At 45.7% G+C, this 18,007-nt stretch carries 10 protein-coding genes; 4 read left to right on the forward strand and 6 right to left on the reverse strand.

Annotated elements, in window-relative coordinates:
• Positions 1-381 precede the first annotated feature (381 nt).
• The 3 genes from gdhA (at position 382) to QME03_RS10665 (ending at position 3,370) form a co-directional block, all read left to right on the forward strand.
• Positions 382-1,719 carry an NADP-specific glutamate dehydrogenase gene (gene gdhA, locus QME03_RS10655; protein ID WP_281724340.1) on the forward strand — a complete coding sequence of 446 codons (1,338 nt, stop codon included), beginning with the start codon at positions 382-384 and terminating at the stop codon, positions 1,717-1,719.
• Between the two features lie 146 nt (positions 1,720-1,865).
• A complete protein-coding gene (locus tag QME03_RS10660; RefSeq protein ID WP_281724370.1) occupies positions 1,866-2,519 on the forward strand; it encodes a septal ring lytic transglycosylase RlpA family protein in 654 nt (217 codons plus the stop codon).
• A gap of 263 nt (positions 2,520-2,782) precedes the next feature.
• Positions 2,783-3,370, forward strand: coding sequence for a DUF4240 domain-containing protein (locus QME03_RS10665; protein WP_281724341.1), 588 nt, complete (start codon positions 2,783-2,785; stop codon positions 3,368-3,370).
• Between the two features lie 626 nt (positions 3,371-3,996).
• On the opposite strand, the gene QME03_RS10670 is transcribed toward QME03_RS10665, so the two are convergent.
• The 3 genes from QME03_RS10670 to QME03_RS10680 are packed head-to-tail and all read right to left on the reverse strand — an operon-like array spanning position 3,997 to position 9,937.
• On the reverse strand, positions 3,997-5,166 hold the full coding sequence (locus QME03_RS10670; RefSeq protein WP_281724342.1) for a TlpA family protein disulfide reductase: 1,170 nt from the start codon (positions 5,164-5,166) through the stop codon (positions 3,997-3,999).
• Positions 5,167-5,170: 4 nt separating this feature from the next.
• Positions 5,171-6,571, reverse strand: a complete 1,401-nt coding sequence (locus tag QME03_RS10675) for a RagB/SusD family nutrient uptake outer membrane protein (protein ID WP_281724343.1) — start codon at positions 6,569-6,571, stop codon at positions 5,171-5,173.
• Positions 6,572-6,628: 57 nt separating this feature from the next.
• On the reverse strand, positions 6,629-9,937 hold the full coding sequence (locus tag QME03_RS10680) for a SusC/RagA family TonB-linked outer membrane protein (protein WP_281724344.1): 3,309 nt from the start codon (positions 9,935-9,937) through the stop codon (positions 6,629-6,631).
• A gap of 1,664 nt (positions 9,938-11,601) precedes the next feature.
• Between QME03_RS10680 and QME03_RS10685 the strand changes: the two genes are divergently transcribed.
• On the forward strand, positions 11,602-12,933 hold the full coding sequence (locus QME03_RS10685) for a DUF6630 family protein (protein WP_281724345.1): 1,332 nt from the start codon (positions 11,602-11,604) through the stop codon (positions 12,931-12,933).
• Between the two features lie 20 nt (positions 12,934-12,953).
• On the opposite strand, the gene QME03_RS10690 is transcribed toward QME03_RS10685, so the two are convergent.
• The 3 genes from QME03_RS10690 to QME03_RS10700 all read right to left on the reverse strand — a co-directional run bounded on the left by QME03_RS10690 (position 12,954) and on the right by QME03_RS10700 (position 17,989).
• Complete coding sequence (locus QME03_RS10690; RefSeq protein WP_281724346.1) at positions 12,954-14,306, reverse strand: MATE family efflux transporter; 1,353 nt, start codon at positions 14,304-14,306, stop codon at positions 12,954-12,956.
• Positions 14,307-14,941: 635 nt separating this feature from the next.
• A complete protein-coding gene (locus QME03_RS10695; RefSeq protein ID WP_281724347.1) occupies positions 14,942-15,775 on the reverse strand; it encodes a glycine zipper domain-containing protein in 834 nt (277 codons plus the stop codon).
• 387 nt (positions 15,776-16,162) lie between these two features.
• Positions 16,163-17,989, reverse strand: a complete 1,827-nt coding sequence (locus QME03_RS10700; RefSeq protein WP_273147439.1) for a RagB/SusD family nutrient uptake outer membrane protein — start codon at positions 17,987-17,989, stop codon at positions 16,163-16,165.
• Positions 17,990-18,007: the final 18 nt, after the last annotated feature.

Consider the following 18,007-nt stretch of genomic DNA (forward strand, 5'->3'; position numbering starts at 1 on the left):
AACGGATGAGGCCTTTTTATATCTTTTGCCTGTAATTACCGCTTGTTGTAGTTAAGACAAAGGCAAATACACGACCAAAGAGATTAGAAATAGACCCAAAATATTTCAAAAGAAAAAGCGAACTTTTGAAGAAAATGAAGATTATCTTTTTGGACAAAATTAGGTCGCACCAGCTAGTAAATGTAAGATGAAAGGCGTAAAAGCGAACAAAAGGGAAGCAAACCTATATCGCGCCTTGTCACTTGAAACAGCAAGCCTATAACAACCCCCAAAAAAATATTGCCCTTTTATTTGGTGCGTATGTAAATAAGTTCTATATTTGCACCATCCATTTGACAAATACTAAGTTTACTAACCCAACCATAAAAAAAGATTACAACCATGGAAGTGGAGAAAATCATGCAAGAACTGGAGCGCAAGCATCCAGGAGAGTCTGAGTTCCTTCAGGCCGTAAAAGAAGTGCTTGTTTCAATAAAGGACGTGTATAACCAACATCCTGAGTTTGAAAAAGCTAAGATAATCGAGCGGATGGTAGAGCCCGAGCGCGTTATTACCTTCCGTGTTCCTTGGACCGACGATAAGGGCGAGGTACACGTGAATATTGGTTATCGCGTGCAATTTAATGGTGCTATTGGCCCATACAAAGGCGGATTGCGTTTCCATCCCTCAGTAAACCTCTCTATCTTGAAGTTCTTGGGCTTCGAGCAAACGTTTAAAAACGCACTCACCACGTTGCCTATGGGTGGCGGTAAAGGTGGTAGCGACTTCTCACCCCGTGGCCGTAGCGAGGCTGAAATCATGCGTTTCTGCCAAGCTTTCATGACCGAATTGTATCGCCATATTGGCCCGAACGAAGACGTTCCCGCAGGTGATATCGGCGTTGGTGGTCGCGAAATCGGTTATCTCTTTGGCATGTATCGCAAGCTTACGCATCAATTTGAAGGCGTGCTTACTGGTAAAGGTCTTGAATGGGGTGGCTCAATCTTCCGTCCTGAAGCAACTGGTTACGGCGCACTTTACTTCGTTAACCAAATGTTAGAAACCAAAGGCATCGATATTAAGGGCAAGACAGTGGCATTAAGTGGCTTCGGAAACGTTGCTTGGGGAGCTGCTAAAAAGGCTACCGAACTGGGTGCTAAGGTTATTACCCTTAGTGGTCCTGATGGTTATATCCTCGATCCTAATGGTATTAGCGGCGAAAAAATCGAATACATGCTCGAACTTCGCAATAGCGGTAACGACGTTTGCGCTCCCTATGCAGACAAGTTCCCAGGCTCAACTTTCTTCGCTGGCAAGAAACCTTGGGAAACAAAGGCCGATATCTACTTGCCTTGCGCAACCCAAAACGAACTCAATGGCGAAGACGCCGACAAAATTTTGGCTCACAAACCCGTTTGCGTTGCTGAAGTTTCTAACATGGGTTGTACTGCTGAAGCTGCTGAAAAGTTTGTGGCTACACAAACACTCTTCGCTCCTGGTAAGGCAGTTAACGCTGGTGGCGTAGCTACTTCTGGATTGGAAATGACGCAAAACTCTCTCCGTCTAGGATGGACTGGTAAGGAAGTTGACGAACGTCTGCACCACATTATGTCTTCAATACACGAACAGTGTGTGAAGTATGGTACAGAAGCTAACGGCTATATCGACTACGTGAAGGGCGCTAACATCGCTGGATTTATGAAGGTGGCTCACGCTATGATGGCGCAGGGCATCGCATAAAAACGTAAAATAAAGAAGAATTAGAGCGTTGCGCACCCGCAACTCTAAGGCAGAAGGATCTGCAATCCGTGCCTAAGCGATGCATCGGGGTGCTTACGACCTCAATAATCATAAACTCAAACAACGTGACGCAATTAAGATACGTATTGTTTGTTGCACTTATCATTGTGGGCTTTATCTCTTTGCATGCACAGCAGAGAGGTAAAGCCACTTTTTATTCGCTCCGAGCAACGGGCGCAAGAACAAGTAGTGGAGAAAGATTGCACCATGATAGTCTTACGTGTGCGCATCGAACACATCCTTTTGGTACACTGCTCAAGGTGAAAAACCTAAGTAATGGCCGTGAAGTGGTGGTGCGTGTAAACGACCGCGGACCGTTTGGACGAGGACGTGTCGTTGACCTTTCGTGGGGAGCTGCTAAGGCTTTAGACATGCTTTCTAAAGGAGTGGTGGCTGTAGAAGTAACGCCATTAAACAAACATGCTGTGTATGCTAAGGATAATAACCATGTTTCAGACAGCGAAACCGACCATCATGCTAAAAAGAAGTCGACTAAAGCTAAGGCGAAAACCAAAGGAAAACACAAAGATAAGCATGCTAAAGGCCATGGGAAAAAGAAGTCTTTGAGCAAAAGCAAACACAAAACTAAGGGAGCAAAGCTCAAAAAGGGTGATAAAAAACACCATGCCACTAAGACAAAAAGCATTGATAAGAAGAGGAAACATGTAAAAACAAAGTCGCATAACGACAAACATAAAACCACAAAATGGAAGAAAGGAAAGAAAAAAACTAAGCACTGATCAACCCTAGAGGCCATCGAGAGAATGCATATTGTGCTCTATTAGCATTTGTTCAATCGTCTTATCACGTAAGTGTGAGCGCTATTAGTATTTGTGCACTCGCCTTATCACGTAAGTGTAAGCGCTTCTTGGTATTCAAATGAGCACCTTTTAACCTAGTTGTTAAACGATTTCGCTTGTGGCGAGCTGCATCTAGGTGCAATGTCTTAACATCAGTGTGGAGCACTTAATTCTTTTCGTACCTTTAAATAAAACTTTATATTATGGACAAACAAAGAAAACAGGAACTTGCCGAACTGAAACCAACGGCAGAAATGATGAACGAAGATCAGTTCTGGGCCATCGTTCAGAAAGCAGTAGACGAAGCTGGCGACGAAGAAGACGAGTATCTCGAAGTTGTGATGCACGAACTAAGCAAGCTGTCGCTTAAAGAAATGGTGGGATTTAGACTTCGCACCGATAAGCTTCTTTATGATAGCTACACTTCTGAAATGTGGTGTGCCGGCTATTTGATGAATGGCGGATGTTCAGACGATGGCTTCGAGTATTTTCGTTTGTGGGTGATATCGCGCGGACGTAAAGTGTACGAAGCTGCTCTTGCTAATCCCGACAACCTCATTGACTATATTGCAGAAGATTCAGATATGGACTTTTTTGAGTTCGAATTGTTCTGGTACGCGGCTATTGATGCTTTCGAAGAGGCTACAGACGCCGACTTATACGATTATATTGACGATGATAACTTTACTACAAGGGAAGGAAATTATCCCAATTTCGAGTTTAATTGGGATGAAGAAGACCCTGAGTCGATGAAGAAATTGTGTCCGCGCTTGTTCGAACGGTTCGATTAACGCGCTTTTTGTGCACAAAACGTTTTGGGCTTGGGTGGATAATGGCTCGTAGAATATGCCTTCCGCTCAAGCCTTTTGTTGCCCTATCCGTATACGCCAATTGGTTATTATACGTCTTACCCCCTATTTTAATCCTAAAAGGTTATTGTCCCACTTATCAAATATCATGAGAAGGTGTTACTTGTTTCTTGTTCATCATTGGCTTGTTTGCTGGTGTTTTGCCAGTCTTATGCTCTGGATGTAGGCTGCTACTCTTACAAATATCCTATATCAAAGGGCTTCATGCACCCAAAACTGTGGGTGTAGGTATTAACCCTCCATTCGGTAGGTACGCCGCTTATCACCTATTTTTATTTTGTTTTCATTGCTTCCTGTCCATCTTTCGTTTACTTGTCGGTATCTTGCCTGTCATATTTCTTTGGTTTAGTGTAAGTTGCCTTCAAGAATAATATAGACAATGTGCTTAATAAAACACAAAATCAAACCAGCTTAACGATTGATTGGGGTTAAATCTGTACCCCATTAATAAGCCAATGCAGGTGGTAGAAAAAAAAATAAGCAGGCTAATCATTATGTATTGATTAGCCTGCTTACCCATTTTTCACTCATGATAGGTGAGAGAGCAGTTATTTAGTTACCGCCTTTTTCACCGTTTCGAATATTCTATTGCCGCGCAAGTTTTTGGCAATAATTGTTCCGTCGGGGGCAACAAGCAGAATTTGTGGTATGCCCACGATAGAATAGTCGTCCATAATCTTCTTTCGGTCGTTGCCTTTAAGTAGAAGGTGGTCCCAAATAGCCCCATCGTCCTTGATAGCTTTCAGCCATTCAGCCCGCTTAAAGTCGGTCGACACGCCCAGGATAGTGAAATTTTTATCCTTAAAAGCCTTATAGGTTTTCAGTAACACGGGTGTTTCTTTTCTGCACCAGGTGCAAGAAGAGCTCCAGAAATCCACCAAAACATACTTTCCTTTAAAGTTAGCCAGACTCACAGGTTTGCCCATTTTGTCTTCTCCCACAATAGCCGGAGCCATCTGTCCAGCAACGGTTAGCGCGGCAGCGTCAAGTTTTTCGGTGGCCAATTTATAATACCAAGTTTGTCTTGCTTCAGCGTTAGCACCCTCAACAGCCTGTCTGGCCCAGGTCAATTCGTCTTTATTGGTGATGTTAGCGTGTTGCAGTCTGTAGGTATAATAGAGATAAAGGCCAAAGGGAGTGCCTTGTTGTCGTTCAATCTCTTTGTTCAACCACTTTCGTTGGTTTTCATAAGCTCGGTCGTATATATCGCCAGTGCTTTCTTTCAAACGTTGCATCTCGCGTTGGTCGTTGCGGTCGCGTGCTGCATAAAACAGTTGGTCTAGCGAATCCAGTCTTTGTTTGTCGCCAGCACTGTCTTTTTGGTGTTTAAAAGTTACGTATAGGTTATTCAATTCCACGTTAGGATTGTTCACCATCAATTGTCCCTTGTTGTTTTTTGCGATGGTTAATTGGTTTTCTCCATTGGCCATAAACAGGTACGAACCTTGTTCGAAGCAAGCCTCCATGTCGTTAAGGTCGAATGTTGGCGAGATAAAGAACAGGCGCGAAGTGAGCGTGTCGTTGTGAAAAGTAAACTTTCCGTCGGTTACTTCAATTGAGTCGAGTGGTTGCACATAGCCATAATGTTCGTCTTGCACAATAAACAAGTACAGTTTTTTGATGCTCTTGTCGGCCACAAGAGCGTTGGCACTAATGCCAACGGCAGCTGCATGAAGCATGAAGCCCAGCATAAGTGCGAGCAATGATAGTCGTTTCATATTGTTATCTTTCGTTTTGTGTCATACTGTTAGCGTTAAACCGCATTACTTTTTGTGGTATGGGCAGCACGTATTTGGGGTCGTTAGGCATTAAAACCCATGTTTCGTTTGCACCAACATGTTTTACGGTGGTGGCAAAACGTGGGTCTAAGTTCAGCCTTTTCAGGTCGATGAGTCGTGTAAAACCATTAAACGCCAGTTCGCGTCGTCTTTCGGCCAGCACAAAGTTCAGCACGCTGTCTTTATCTGTCAATACAACGTGAGTGTTTGTGTGTATGCGATGGTCGCGAAGTTTGTTAATCAGTGCCATGGCACGTTGCGCATTGCCCACTCTTGCTTCGCATTCGGCAGCGATAAGAAACATCTCTGGCGTGCTAATGGCAGTGTTTGCACGCACAAAAGGCGCCCAAATAGCATGTGTTAGTTGTGTGCCACGATATTTATCGGGCATGAAAAGTGCCATGCGCATGTCGTTGCCTGGATACATATTTAGCAAGGTGTCCGAGGGGAACACCTTCGAACTAACACCGAATATATAAGGCGCATACTTGATAAAGATGCTTTCGGGGTTGGCATCGGCATCAGGAACATTGGTGCGTCCAATCATTCCGTTGGGTTTTACCACTGCATATTGGGTTAAATTTAGCAGTGTGTCGTGTCGGGCAATCACCTCGTTGGCAGCCTTTAGAGCATCGACGTAGTTACCCATGTACAGCAAAGTTCGGGCCAAAAGACCGCGTGCTGCATCTTTCGAGGCATGAAAAGCATTGGTGCTAATCTCTGCAGGTAGTGCTTTTTCGGCTTCGTTTAGGTCGGCCAATATCTGTTGGTACACACTTTTCACGCTAGCGCGAGTAAGATTTGTTTGCGAAATGTCGGCATCTAGCAGCAGTGGCACGCCAGGGTCGTTATCGGCTGTGGCTTCGTTATAATGTTTGGCATAACCATTAACGAGATACAGGTAATCCAAAGCACGATTAACGAGGGCCTCTCCGCGTATGGCATTCTTCTCTTCGTTTGTTCCTTCTGTGGCTTTCATCACCTCGCGCACCACCACATTGTTGGTAAATATGCGCGAATAAGCCGAGAACCAAAACGTATCGTCTTCGCCATCGCCAAACACCTCCTTATCAAAGGTGTAAAGACGTTTGAGGTAGGGCGTGATAGTATTCAGTCCAGGCGTGGCCGTATTCACGGCCGAGTCGGGCAGATAGCAGTCGTCTGTGAGGTAAACGGGATAGGTTTCGCCGATTTTTTGGATGTTAGAATGGCTCAACATACTTCTATAGTCGGATGCCGTTTCGGGTATTCGTTCGCCTTTGGGCTTGATGTCGAGATACGAGTCGCAGGCGCTAAGCGTTGTTGCCAGTGCTAATGTGGCCAGTATGTTATATGTTGCTTTCATTTTTGTTTTACGTTTTGGGGGATTATAAATAAAACCTTCGTTGTGCGTTGCCCAGAATTAGAATGTGGCCGACACGCCAAGGGTCCATGTTGCGGGCGAAGGTATGGCGCGCATTCCCCATCCGTAGCCCGTTGTTCCCAGTGCTTCGGGGTCAATGTTGTAGTTGTTGGCCGTCCATCTAAACAGGTTTTGGGCTTGCAGGGTGAAGGCCAGTTGCGACAGATGGCATCTAGAAACAAGCTGTTGTGGCACGCGATAGGTGAGCGACACATGTCTCAGTTTGGCATAATCGGCCTTAAACACGTGCTTGTCTGCAGCATGCCAGGGGTGCACCATTGTTGTTAGGTCTAGTGCATAGCCTGTAAATGCTGGTGTGGCATCGGGGTTTCGTTCGTCTCCGGGTTGTCTCCAGATGTTGTTCATCTCTTTGTTGGGGTTGAGATGTGTGGGTTCCGACAGGTAGGGTGCGGCCTCTGTGCGCAGCACATTGCCACCATAGAACATGAACATGAACGAGAGTTCAAAGTTTTTATACGCAATGGTGTTGCTCAACGACCCGCTGTAAGTGGGATGTCTAGTACCCGAATAGGTCAGATCGGCTAGGTTGCTCACCTGTGCATCTGTTCTGTTTCCTCCGTCAACATAGTAACGGGGTGTGCCGTCTGTGCCCGACAGTCCAGCATAGCGATAGCTAAAGATGGCGCCAAGGGGATGACCTTTCACGGCTGCAAAGCCACTTGTGTACGACAGAACGTTGGGGTTGGAGTCTTCCACATCGTCTAAGGTGTTTTTGTTATAACCAAAGTTCACGCCTGTGGTCCATCTTAGGTGGCGTGTTTGCAGGTTTACGCTGTTCAATGTAAGTTCCACACCCCTGTTTGTCATGTTGCCATAGTTCAGTGTTAGCTGTCTAAAGCCAAGGGTTGGGTCGGCATCGCGTTGTGCAAGCAGGTCGGTAGAGTGTTTACGATACACTTCTATGCTGCCCGATAGGCGATTGTCTAGCAAAGCAAAGTCAATACCAAGGTTGGCAGTGGCTGTTTTCTCCCAACGCAGCGTGTAGTTGGGCGGGTTTTTAATCTCTGCTCCAAAGTCTTTGCTCCATGGGTTATACTGAGCGGCTTTAATTGTGACAAACGGACCAGCACCTCGTGGCACGTTTCCACCGATACCGTAAGTAAGGCGCAATGTAAGGTTGTTGAGCCACGACAATTTGCCTGCTATAAAGCGTTCTTTAGACAAGTGCCATGCGCCACCCACCGACCACAAGGGGCGGTATTGATAACGTGGGTCGGTACCAAAGAGGTTGGATTGGTCTATACGTATGCTTGCTGTGAGGTTGTATTTGCTATCGAAGGCGTAAGCAGCATTGGCATAAAACGATACATATCGGTTTTCTATCTCATTAATCCAGTTTGAACCAGTACTCGACCAGTTGAAGTTACCAGCCAACGACTCTGTTCCTTTTAGGTTAACCAGTGTTGTGGGGTTAACGGGTTTGTAGGCAAGTGTGCTTTCATCAAAACCCATATAATAGATAGAGGTGTTGGTGCTTCTTGTTCTTCGTCTTTCTCCACCGGCAAGAGCGGTGATATTGTGGAGTCCAAATTCGCGGTTAAAGTTTAGTTGTGCGCGTAAGGTGTAGGCGTCGGCATCGCCACGACTTTCGGCATACTGTGCACCTTCGGGCACATTGAGTGTAAGGCGTTTTGTGGTTTGGTTGTATTGGGCTGCATCGTTAATCATGTTGCGCACATAATACGAACGTTCGCTGTAGGTCTCGGTGGTTTTGTCCGACGAGTTTTCGGTTTGAAAACGCACATCGAAATTCAGCCCTTTCATCAGTTTCACGTTCAGTCCCAACATCAGTCGGTAATATTTTTCGTTGCTTTTATAGCGTTCTTCGCTGCGGTTTGTTATCGGGCTATAGTGTTCGTCTTTCAATCCTATTTCTATAAGTCGTGCCATTTCCCATTCCGACTTATAGGTTGGCACGTTGAGTGGGTTCCCGTTTTCGTCTTTCAGCATGGTGTACGAGGGCTGGTTTCTGTACATATTAGCGTAGGAACCCATGCCTCGGTCGCTGTTGGTGTTGTTAAAGTTCATGGTTAAGGCCGCTTCGGCATTGAGCCAACTGGTTAGTTTGATGTTGTCTCTGATGGTGGCACCGAAGCGTTCTGTTTGGTTATATCGGGCATTATAGCGGTTGCCAGCATAATTAAGGCTAAACACATAACGGTTGACGTCGTTGCCACCGCTCAAACTAAGGTTGTGCTGATGTTCCACGCCAGTTTGTGTATAGAAGTCTTCCAGTTGTTTGCGGTTGTCTAATTGGCGATATTTAGCCAGCGCGTTGTTAAGTCCTTGGTCGTCAATCAGGCCATCGCGATGTTTGTAAAGCAATTCCGACACGGGGTCGAGATAATAGTTTGGCGGAATCATGCCCAATGTAGCCGAGTTAAACTTAAAACCATACAGGCGCAAGTCTATCAGTTCGTTGCTGTTCATGAGATTTAAGTAGCTCATGTCGGGTTTTGGCGTAAATTTCACGCTGGCGTCATATCTCACTGTGGTTTTGGCATTGTCTTTGGCGTCGATGGTGCTAATAACGATAACGCCGTTGGCGGCACGAGCACCATAAATTGATGCTGCTGCGGCATCTTTAAGCACGGTGATAGACTTGATGGTGGCGGGGTTGATGCTGTTGATGTCGCCTTCGAAGGGCAATCCGTCAACCACAAACAGCGGACTGTAAGCGTTGGCGCCACCGCTAAGCGTGGCCATACCGCGGATATAGAGGTTGCCATTTTGTTGCATCATGCCTGGAACCATGCCTTCGAGTCGGGCCATGATGCTTGTTTGCAATTTACCCTTAAGCTTATCGGGCGTAACAACATTGAACGAACCCGTTGTGCGTTCGCGCGAGATGGTTTGATAACCCGTAACCACCACGTCTTTAAGGGCCTGTTCGCCCACGGTCATGGTAACAAGGAAGTTGGTGCGTTGGCCAATATTGATGCTTTGTGTGGCCATGCCCACGTAGCTAAAGGTTAGTTGTGTGGCATTGGCAGGTGCGCTTACATTAAATTTGCCGTTGGCATCGGTGATAGCCAGTGGCGTAGAGCCAAGGGCCGACACGCTAACGCCCATCAGGGGTTCGCCATTTTCGTCGACAACCGTACCGCGCAAGTGGCGTTTGTCGTTGTCGGGCATTGCTGTGCGCGGTGGGTTTTGAGCGTTGGGGTTGTTAGCAAACGCTGCAAGTGGCGTCACGGCCAGCAGCGTAAGAGCTAAGAAGCAGGGTGCAAAGTGTCGCCCAAAGATGGTGGGCACAGCCTTATGCACGGTGTTAGGGGTATGCATCATAACCTTAGGTAATTGTTTTGGGGTTTGTAGATATACGGTTTGGCCATTACGGCCATCGTGTAAATGTGCAGCGAGATGCGTTAGTGCAGCGTCGCGGTTTAAGCCGATGGGCTAGTGCTGCTTAAACGTGGGCAAATAGCACCCTTTTGACCAGCGGTGTAAATGTTGGGCTATGTTTTAGCGTTGTTTTTTAATCGTCGCTCATCCATGTCTTTTTGCCTTCATTCGGTCTCTTTTGCTTGCTTTTTAGCAAGAGGGTAAGCCTTGCTTCCTTCAAGAAATAAGCAAATGCATGCCCATATAAAACCTAAAAAACCATGAAAGACGATTTTTAGAACCAGCCTTATAAAATACCTATTCTTTTTTCTGCCTGTAAAGTTAATGTTTTTTTTTGTGCATGTAGCAACTTTTTTGCATTTATTTTGTCATTTTTTGTTTGTGGTGTACTCGCTTCTGGGGCGATACTTATATGTTGTTTGTGCCTATAGGGTGTGCGTTTTCTTGCAAAGGTATTGATTACCCTTTGCTATTGGACTATGAAGTGGCGTGCCTGTGCTGGGCTAAGTTTAGATGTATATCTTGTTTTGTAAAAATATCGAACCTTATTTTAACACGAAAACTGGCCTCGCTGCTCACCAATTCACTATGCGCTCGTATTTTTGGCTGTATTTCTTGAGTTTTGTAAAGCTCTGATTAATATGTTGTTATACGTTAGGAGACGAAAAATAAGGGCCAAAACACACCATTTAGGCGCATTTTTTATCCATTTACATTGTGCAAAGACCTCCATTGCACAAATGTTTTGCTATATGCAATTTTGCATTTGATTATTGTTGTTTATGCGTTTTTACCTTAAAAAGTTGTGGTTTGAGGTCCAATTTAGTGCTAAAAGTAGGTTTTAGCATGGTAAAATGCACGAGTTAGCAGTGCTAACTCATAGAGATAGCAAAGTAATCTCTATGAGATAGCACGGCAATCTCTATGAGATAGCGAGGCAAAACGATGGATTTTATGGCCTGATGTGCATAATTATTCTAGCCGTTTGTTGTTAAATAGGGGCTAAATTGCGACAAAAGGAGGAGCGAAAAATATTGCCCAACCACACTTTTAGAAAGGCAATATATATATAAATAGCAAAAAGGAGGGCGAAAAACTCGAGACCTCGCATCCGAAAAACGTCGAGTAAAGGGGTAAAACCATGCTATTGGGCATTTTTTACGCGCTAGAATGGTAAGCAGAAAAGGTGCTGATTGTAAAATAAAACTAAACGTTTAACAATTCTGTTTAACCATAAAGAGGGGGCTGTTTTATGCTAGTTGCAGCGTTTAGCATTAGCAGGCGTGCAACGATGTTTGCAGTGCGGCATCCTGCTAACAAGGGGTGTGCAGTATTTTTTTGCTTTATCAACAACTATTATGCACTTTCAAAGGGCTGGATACCGAATTTTCTGTGTAATTTTGTTGCACGCAAGTGATGCATTGGGCAAACTTTAGTAATGGTGCGAGCCGTGAAAACAACGAAAACAAGGACTTTGCCAACAAGGCTTGCCAATAGCTTTGCACAAAAAAGCGAGCAAGCTTGTGGGTCGTGACCACCAAGCATAAGCAAGAAACCTATTTTTTTAAACCCCAAAACCACTAATAACATCCTAAAAGAGCATTAAAATGGTGAATAAAGAATTGAACAAAATAAAAGTAGACCGCGCAAAAAAGTGGTTTGCTAAGGTTCCTAATGCCGAGAATATCGACTTAGAAACGCAAATAAAAATATGCAACAAGGTGGCTTGGCGCGTTGGTGTTTTGGCGTTCTCGCTCATTGCGCTAGAGTTTGTTTTGCTTGCTCTTTTCAATGATGGTGCGTTGCTCTACCAATTGACCGACGAAATTAACGAACTGGCTCAACATACAAGAACGAGAGCAGAGCGAAGAGGCACTGCATTGTTGGCCGTGTTATGGCTTAGTCCTCTATTTGTGCTGCCTGTTGTGGTGACTTTTAAGATGCGAAATAAATGGATATTTGCCGAGGCCAACAAGTATTTGGCTCTTAACCCGCAGAGAAAGGGTGGCATGAACACAGGCAATGGTAAAACGCAAGTGGCTGGTTCGAGTTCAGAAAATGAGCATTACGCAGGGTGGAGAATGCAACTTGAGAACGAAAAAGCCCGTAGTTTTGGTAAGGATGATTTGCAACAGATGTTGAAGCTGGTGAATACGAAAGAGCGTTTTGAATGCTGCCTAATGCCACAAACGCCTGTGCCCATGCATCAGAGACGCGCTTGCAGCTTGTTAAAAGTATGCGCCGACACCGGGAAATGCACTTTTAGACTAGAGATAAACGTGATGGATGTGGCGCAAAACAAGGTTGCTGTGACTTTTGGGAAAGGCGCTTTCAGCTACGAAGCAACGTTGGCACTGCTCACAGAGCTGGTGGAAGAGGGGCGCATGCCTTGTCTTTTTGATTGGGAAGTGCTTGAAGATCACCGTATAGGTAACCCCCAAGGTGTTGATGCATATCGGGCAATGCTGAGGCTAATGCCCAATAGCGGACAGCTAATGGCTGCTATGAACAACTGTTTGATCTCGCCACAACAGTATTTTAATAACCATCAAGACCGTTACGAAGAAAGAGGCTTCGAGGAAGAGGAAGACGAAAACACCATTATATGGTTTGCAATGGTGGACGAGATGATTGAGGGACAAACGGCTGTGGAACTGGATTGGAAAACAGATAGAGAAGAGTTTGCGGAACAAATGCAAGAACTGGCGAGCGAAACAAACCTGGAGTTGAAGGCCGAATGGCTGGACGAAGCAGGCGAAGTGCCTGCTTGGTGCAGAACGCTAGACGAGAAATGGGCCGAACACGACTATTGTGTGGGATGTATTGACATAAACAGCGATAGCTATGTGCTCTTTGTGTCGCAACGTGATAACTTGGAAATGCTGGAAGCTTTGTCTTTAAAAGTAGACCAACGCATAATGAGGGCATGCCGATTGTAGGGCCAAGGCCATCCGAAAGGCTATGTAAGGGTTAATCTTTTTTTGCTCCACACGGCCAAAACGACAAGTGTTAGCGCCTCTGAAAGGGGTACGGCAAGCCACAAACCATTAACACCAATGATGTGGGGGAGTGCAATGAAAATGGGAATAACCAACACAAAACCGCGAAGAAACATAAAAGCAATGGCCTCGGTGGCACGCTCTACGCTCTGGTAAAAACCAATAATAACCACGTTGAGCGAGAAAAACACAAAGCTGGTGGCAAACAACGGGAAACCTTCGACACAAATATCGAAGGCACGTGTGCCAGAAGTGAGAAACATTGAAATAAGTGGACGGAAGGCCAACATGCCCAAAAGGCTGATGGCCACACCGCTGATGGCCGTGAGCACAAGCGATAAACGAAGCGTGCGACGCACACGTTGGTGAGCCGCCTGACCATGATTGTAGCTGATAATGGGCAACTGCGACTGGGCAATGGAATTGCCAAACATAAATACCAAAGGGAAAAGATAACAGGCCACACTGAAAGCAGCAACGCCATCTTCGCGAAGAAACGACATAAACATAAAGTTGCCCACTATCATGAGTACAGAAATGGCCATTTCGGCAATGAAAGTGGGGAAGCCAAGTTTCATCATATACCCTAGGTTTCGCATGGTTAGGCGAAGACTGGTGCGGGAGAACTTTGGCTTATATAGGCGTAGGGTGTTGGGGAAATATAGCAGATAGGCCAGGCCCATTATGGCGCCAACTGCTTCGGAAATGGTTGTGGCCGAGGCTGCTCCCATCAAACCAAGGTTTAAAGGGAAAACAAATAGCCAGTCGAGAAAAATGTTTAACATGGCTGGAATAATACTTACGTACATGGCATACTTGGGCGAACCATCTAAACGAATGATGAAACCGCCTACGTGTACCAACACCGTGAGGGCTGGAATAGGACTGATGTAGGTGAGATATTCAACAACGAGGGGTTCGAGCATTTGCGAACCACCAAAGAGATAACACAATTGTGGGGCAAAAACGGCAATGAGCACGCCCACGAAGGCCATCACAACAAAGGGCACAGTGAGGGCTTGGGTGGCATTGATGTTGGCTGCCTTGTTGTTGCCGCGCGATAGATGAACGGCTGCCACCACACTTACACCGGTGGCAAACATGAGCGATACGCCTAGGCCAATAAGGAAAATGGGAGCGGCAATGTTTACAGCTGCCAAAGCATTGCTGCCAATGCCCTGCCCAACAAATATGCCGTCGGCAAGGGTGAGCATGGCATTGAACACCAAACCGAGAAGCGTGGGAATGAAAAGCTTAATAAATAGGTGGGGTATATGCATCCGACCAAAGTCGATGTGGTCTCTGTTATCCATGTTGTTGGGGTGTGAGGGGATGATGATGGGGCTTATTGCATGCAACACTAACGATGCAAATAGCCCGAAAGGGAAGAAACAGTGCACGGTAATGCTGGGCGTGCAGAGAGGCCATTGAACGAAAACCCTGCTCCATTAGCGATATGTGGTTGGTAAGAAGGCCCCAAAGTGAGTGCAAAGTTAGTGTTTTTCGGCGAAAAACACAAAAAGGAAACCGAACACTCTTAGTCGTCTCGACAAGAAGTGCCCGGTTGTTCGTTTCCTCTTTTTTGTACCTAATATGCTATTAAACTATGCAAATAAATAAACTTCCATATGGGCAAACCCGCATTGCACGGATGCTAGGCGAGCGATTGCCTCGCTATGGTATGGCGCCACCTTACCAGCTCTGGAGGTAGGTTATGGGATTGCCCCCACTAGGGCTATAACTCTTGCGCCATTTCAAGGCCTTTGACGCGCCATGATACATGAGTTGTCTTAGACCTTTCTCTGTTGTATAATTATCTCTCTCTTTAAATTTTGAGGCAACTTCACAATTGCCTTTTTACAACTTGACTTTTTAAACAATCTCTAATCCTGAAAAACTTTTGCCTTTAAAAGTAACTTTACCTATTGTTCATATACTATACCATGAATTATTTATCAGTGGGAATGTTGAAAAACATTGGCTCAGACACGGGGATGTTGTTTCCCGACACGGCAGCCACACGAAAGATGGCTTTGCCTGGTTTGAGCTTTTTGCTGGCCTTTACCAGTGCAGTGTAGCGTATTGCTTTACCTGGTTCGAGCTGTTCAACATGTATTGTGGGCGAGATGCCCAAGTGTTTGTTGCCAGTTTCTTCGATAACGATGGGTTGAACATCGCGTAAGGTTCGGTTGGAGTTGTTCCAAACTTCGAAGATAACCTTGCAAAGTTCGTCGCGATTGATGGTGCGGTCTTGATTGGCATCAACAAATCGGGCGTTTTTTATTTCGAGGGGTAGGGCGCCATTTGTGGTAAATGGTTGCTGCACCATGTCGTTATTAGTAGATGGTTGCTGTGCACTATAATTGCCATTGTAGTCGTTTCCGTTGAAATCGAAAATCCTATCATCGGCCCCATTGCTGTAGTTGATTACACCATCTTGTACAGCTGGCTGGTAATACTGCCCTTGCTCGTTATAGTAATCGTAGTTGTATTGGCTTCGTTCTCTGCGTTCGCGCTCAATGCGCTTGCGTCTTTTTTCTATGCCTTTTATCACTTTCTTGTCGGCTTGCTCACCAATAGTGGCGCCAACAACGCTTCCAACTCCCATACCAACAATCTGTCCGATGTCCGAACCGCGTGGTCCGCCGGTGATTCCGCCAATGGCGCTTCCTAAAATCGAACCTAAAGTGGCGCCTGTGTATGCACCTGTGCTGGCGTAAGAACCGCATCCAACGAGTATCGCTATCGCGGTTATGGCTGTTATAAGTTTTATTTTAACCATCGCCTTGTTGTTGTAGAGTTAAAAACTTGCGATGAGGTGGTTGGCATCTGTGCCTATTTTCAACGCATTTGACTTTCTTTCTGATGCAAAGTTAGTAAGATTGCACGATCTGGAAAGGGGGAATTTCCCCAAAGAAGAATAGGGATTACCCTAAACAAAGTGAAGGGTTGGCGGGAAAGGAGATATTAAAAGGTGGGCGGATAGAAGGGTATTGGTTGTATGTTGTTGTAAAACAGTGTTTTAAGAGGTGTTTGTTGGGGTAATGAAATTTGGGCGAGACGTGCGTTGTTACGGCCCGTTTATAGCGTAGAAATTAAATCGTGCCTAACAAAAATCCCCCATCTCGATGGTGCGAGATGGGGGAAACATGGATAAAGGTTTTAGCGATTATTCCCAACCAGCGTTTTGTTTTACGCTATAACCAGCGTTACGATAGAGCGTAAGTTGGTCGATGGGGATGGGATAGAGATAATCTCTTTCTTTATAAGTGCGCATAAAGCCTTCTTTAACGATGGGTTTGATGTATCCTTCATTTTCGTCGGCCACATACTTACCCGTTGGGTCGAGTTGCACAAGGTTCATTTTGCCAAGCTTTTCAAGCGTTAGAGCATTCTCGGGTTTTGCGGGTGGGTAGGTTCGGTTGTACCAAGCCACGTAGGCACTCTTATTAATATAAGCGCCCATGTTGAGTTTGGGGTTCAGAACCATGTCTGCATAGTTGAGCTTTTTCCAACGGCGAAGGTCGTTAAAGCGAAGTCCTTCGTACACTAACTCGGTGCGACGCTCGCGGCGTATTTCCCAAAGAATGGGCGAAACATCAGCATCGCGTTGGCTGTCTTTCACCTCGCCAGCTGCAACGTGTAGCGCATCGCCAACCAATTGCACAGTAGGCATGTTGGTGCTGGGACGTTTACGCAGAGCGTTGATGGTGCGATCGAAGTCGGATTGGGTAAGGGTGTACTTGCCCAGCGAGGCCAATTCGGCAGCAGCTTCGATGTAGTTCATCATCACTTCGTTGAGTTTCATCACAGGCGCATCGGTAATGTTGGTGTAGCTTTTACCGCCAGCAAGGTTGAGAAGCGAGGGGTTGACAAAGCGATTAGCGAAATAACCCGATGTTGCATATACGGCAGCAACTGAAGGAAGACGAAGACCAGTGGTGTCGATGGTGGCATAAAGGCGTGGGTCGCGTTTGGTTATTTCCTTCTTAAAGTCTTTGTCGCCCAGGTACATGGTGTTACCACCATCTTGATTGATGGGCAAACCATTTTGTGTGAGGTAGCTTTCGATGAGCGATTTCGACGGACTAGACTTCTCGGGTTCGGTGTTCATGAAGGTCATCAAGCTGTGTGTAACCACTCCAGCCACATACGAACGGTAGAGAATAACCTCAGGATTGCCAGCTAGGTCTACCGAAGTGGTGAGGTCTTTGTAGTTGTTGCACAACTTATAGCGGCCAGATTTCAGTACGTAGTCGGCAGCATCTTTAGCCGCTTGCAGATATTTAGCAGCCGCTTCAGCGTTTTGTGGACTGTGATATTTTTGCCATGTGCCTTCAAAGAGGAAGATACGCGAGGCATAAGCATAAACAAGGTCGCGCGTAATATTCAATCCTTGTTCGCCATCGCTTATGCGAACATTTTCCATTGCGTACTTCATGTCAGACAATACGCTGTCCATCACTTCCAAGCGAGGGCTGAATGCGCGGTAAAGCATAGCTTTATCTGTAGGATCGATTGGCTCTTGATAATAAGGAACATCACCAAAATTAGAAACAAGTTTCGCATATTCCACAGCGCGGAGGAAGCGGTTAACGCCAATCCAATGACGTTTAGCCTCGTCGAGTATAGTAGAACGCGAAAGTTTGCTAAGATAAGTATTTAGTGTTCTTACATTTTCGAAGTTCCATTGCGTTGCTGCAGTGGTAGCGGTAGGCACGTTTTTGGTGAAGAAAGTAGCCACTTCTTGGGCATTATCGTCGTTCCAGTCGGCTATATCAGTTTCGGCAAACCAGTCAGAACGTCCCCATCCTGAGTTGAAACCTTTGAAGAAAGAGGGGTAAACGTTGTACATGGAGTACTTAATAACGTCTTCCGAGTTCCATGTCTCCTCATTATCTCCTCGTAGGCGGTCGAACGGTTCGCGTGTAAGGAAGTCGTTGCACGATACCAAAGGTAGGGTCAATAGTGCGAGACCCAATATCTTATGTTTCATTTTTTATTTTGTTAAAGG

Origin of the sequence: Hoylesella shahii (assembly GCF_937990675.1) — a bacterium.
Classification (GTDB): domain Bacteria; phylum Bacteroidota; class Bacteroidia; order Bacteroidales; family Bacteroidaceae; genus Prevotella; species Prevotella shahii.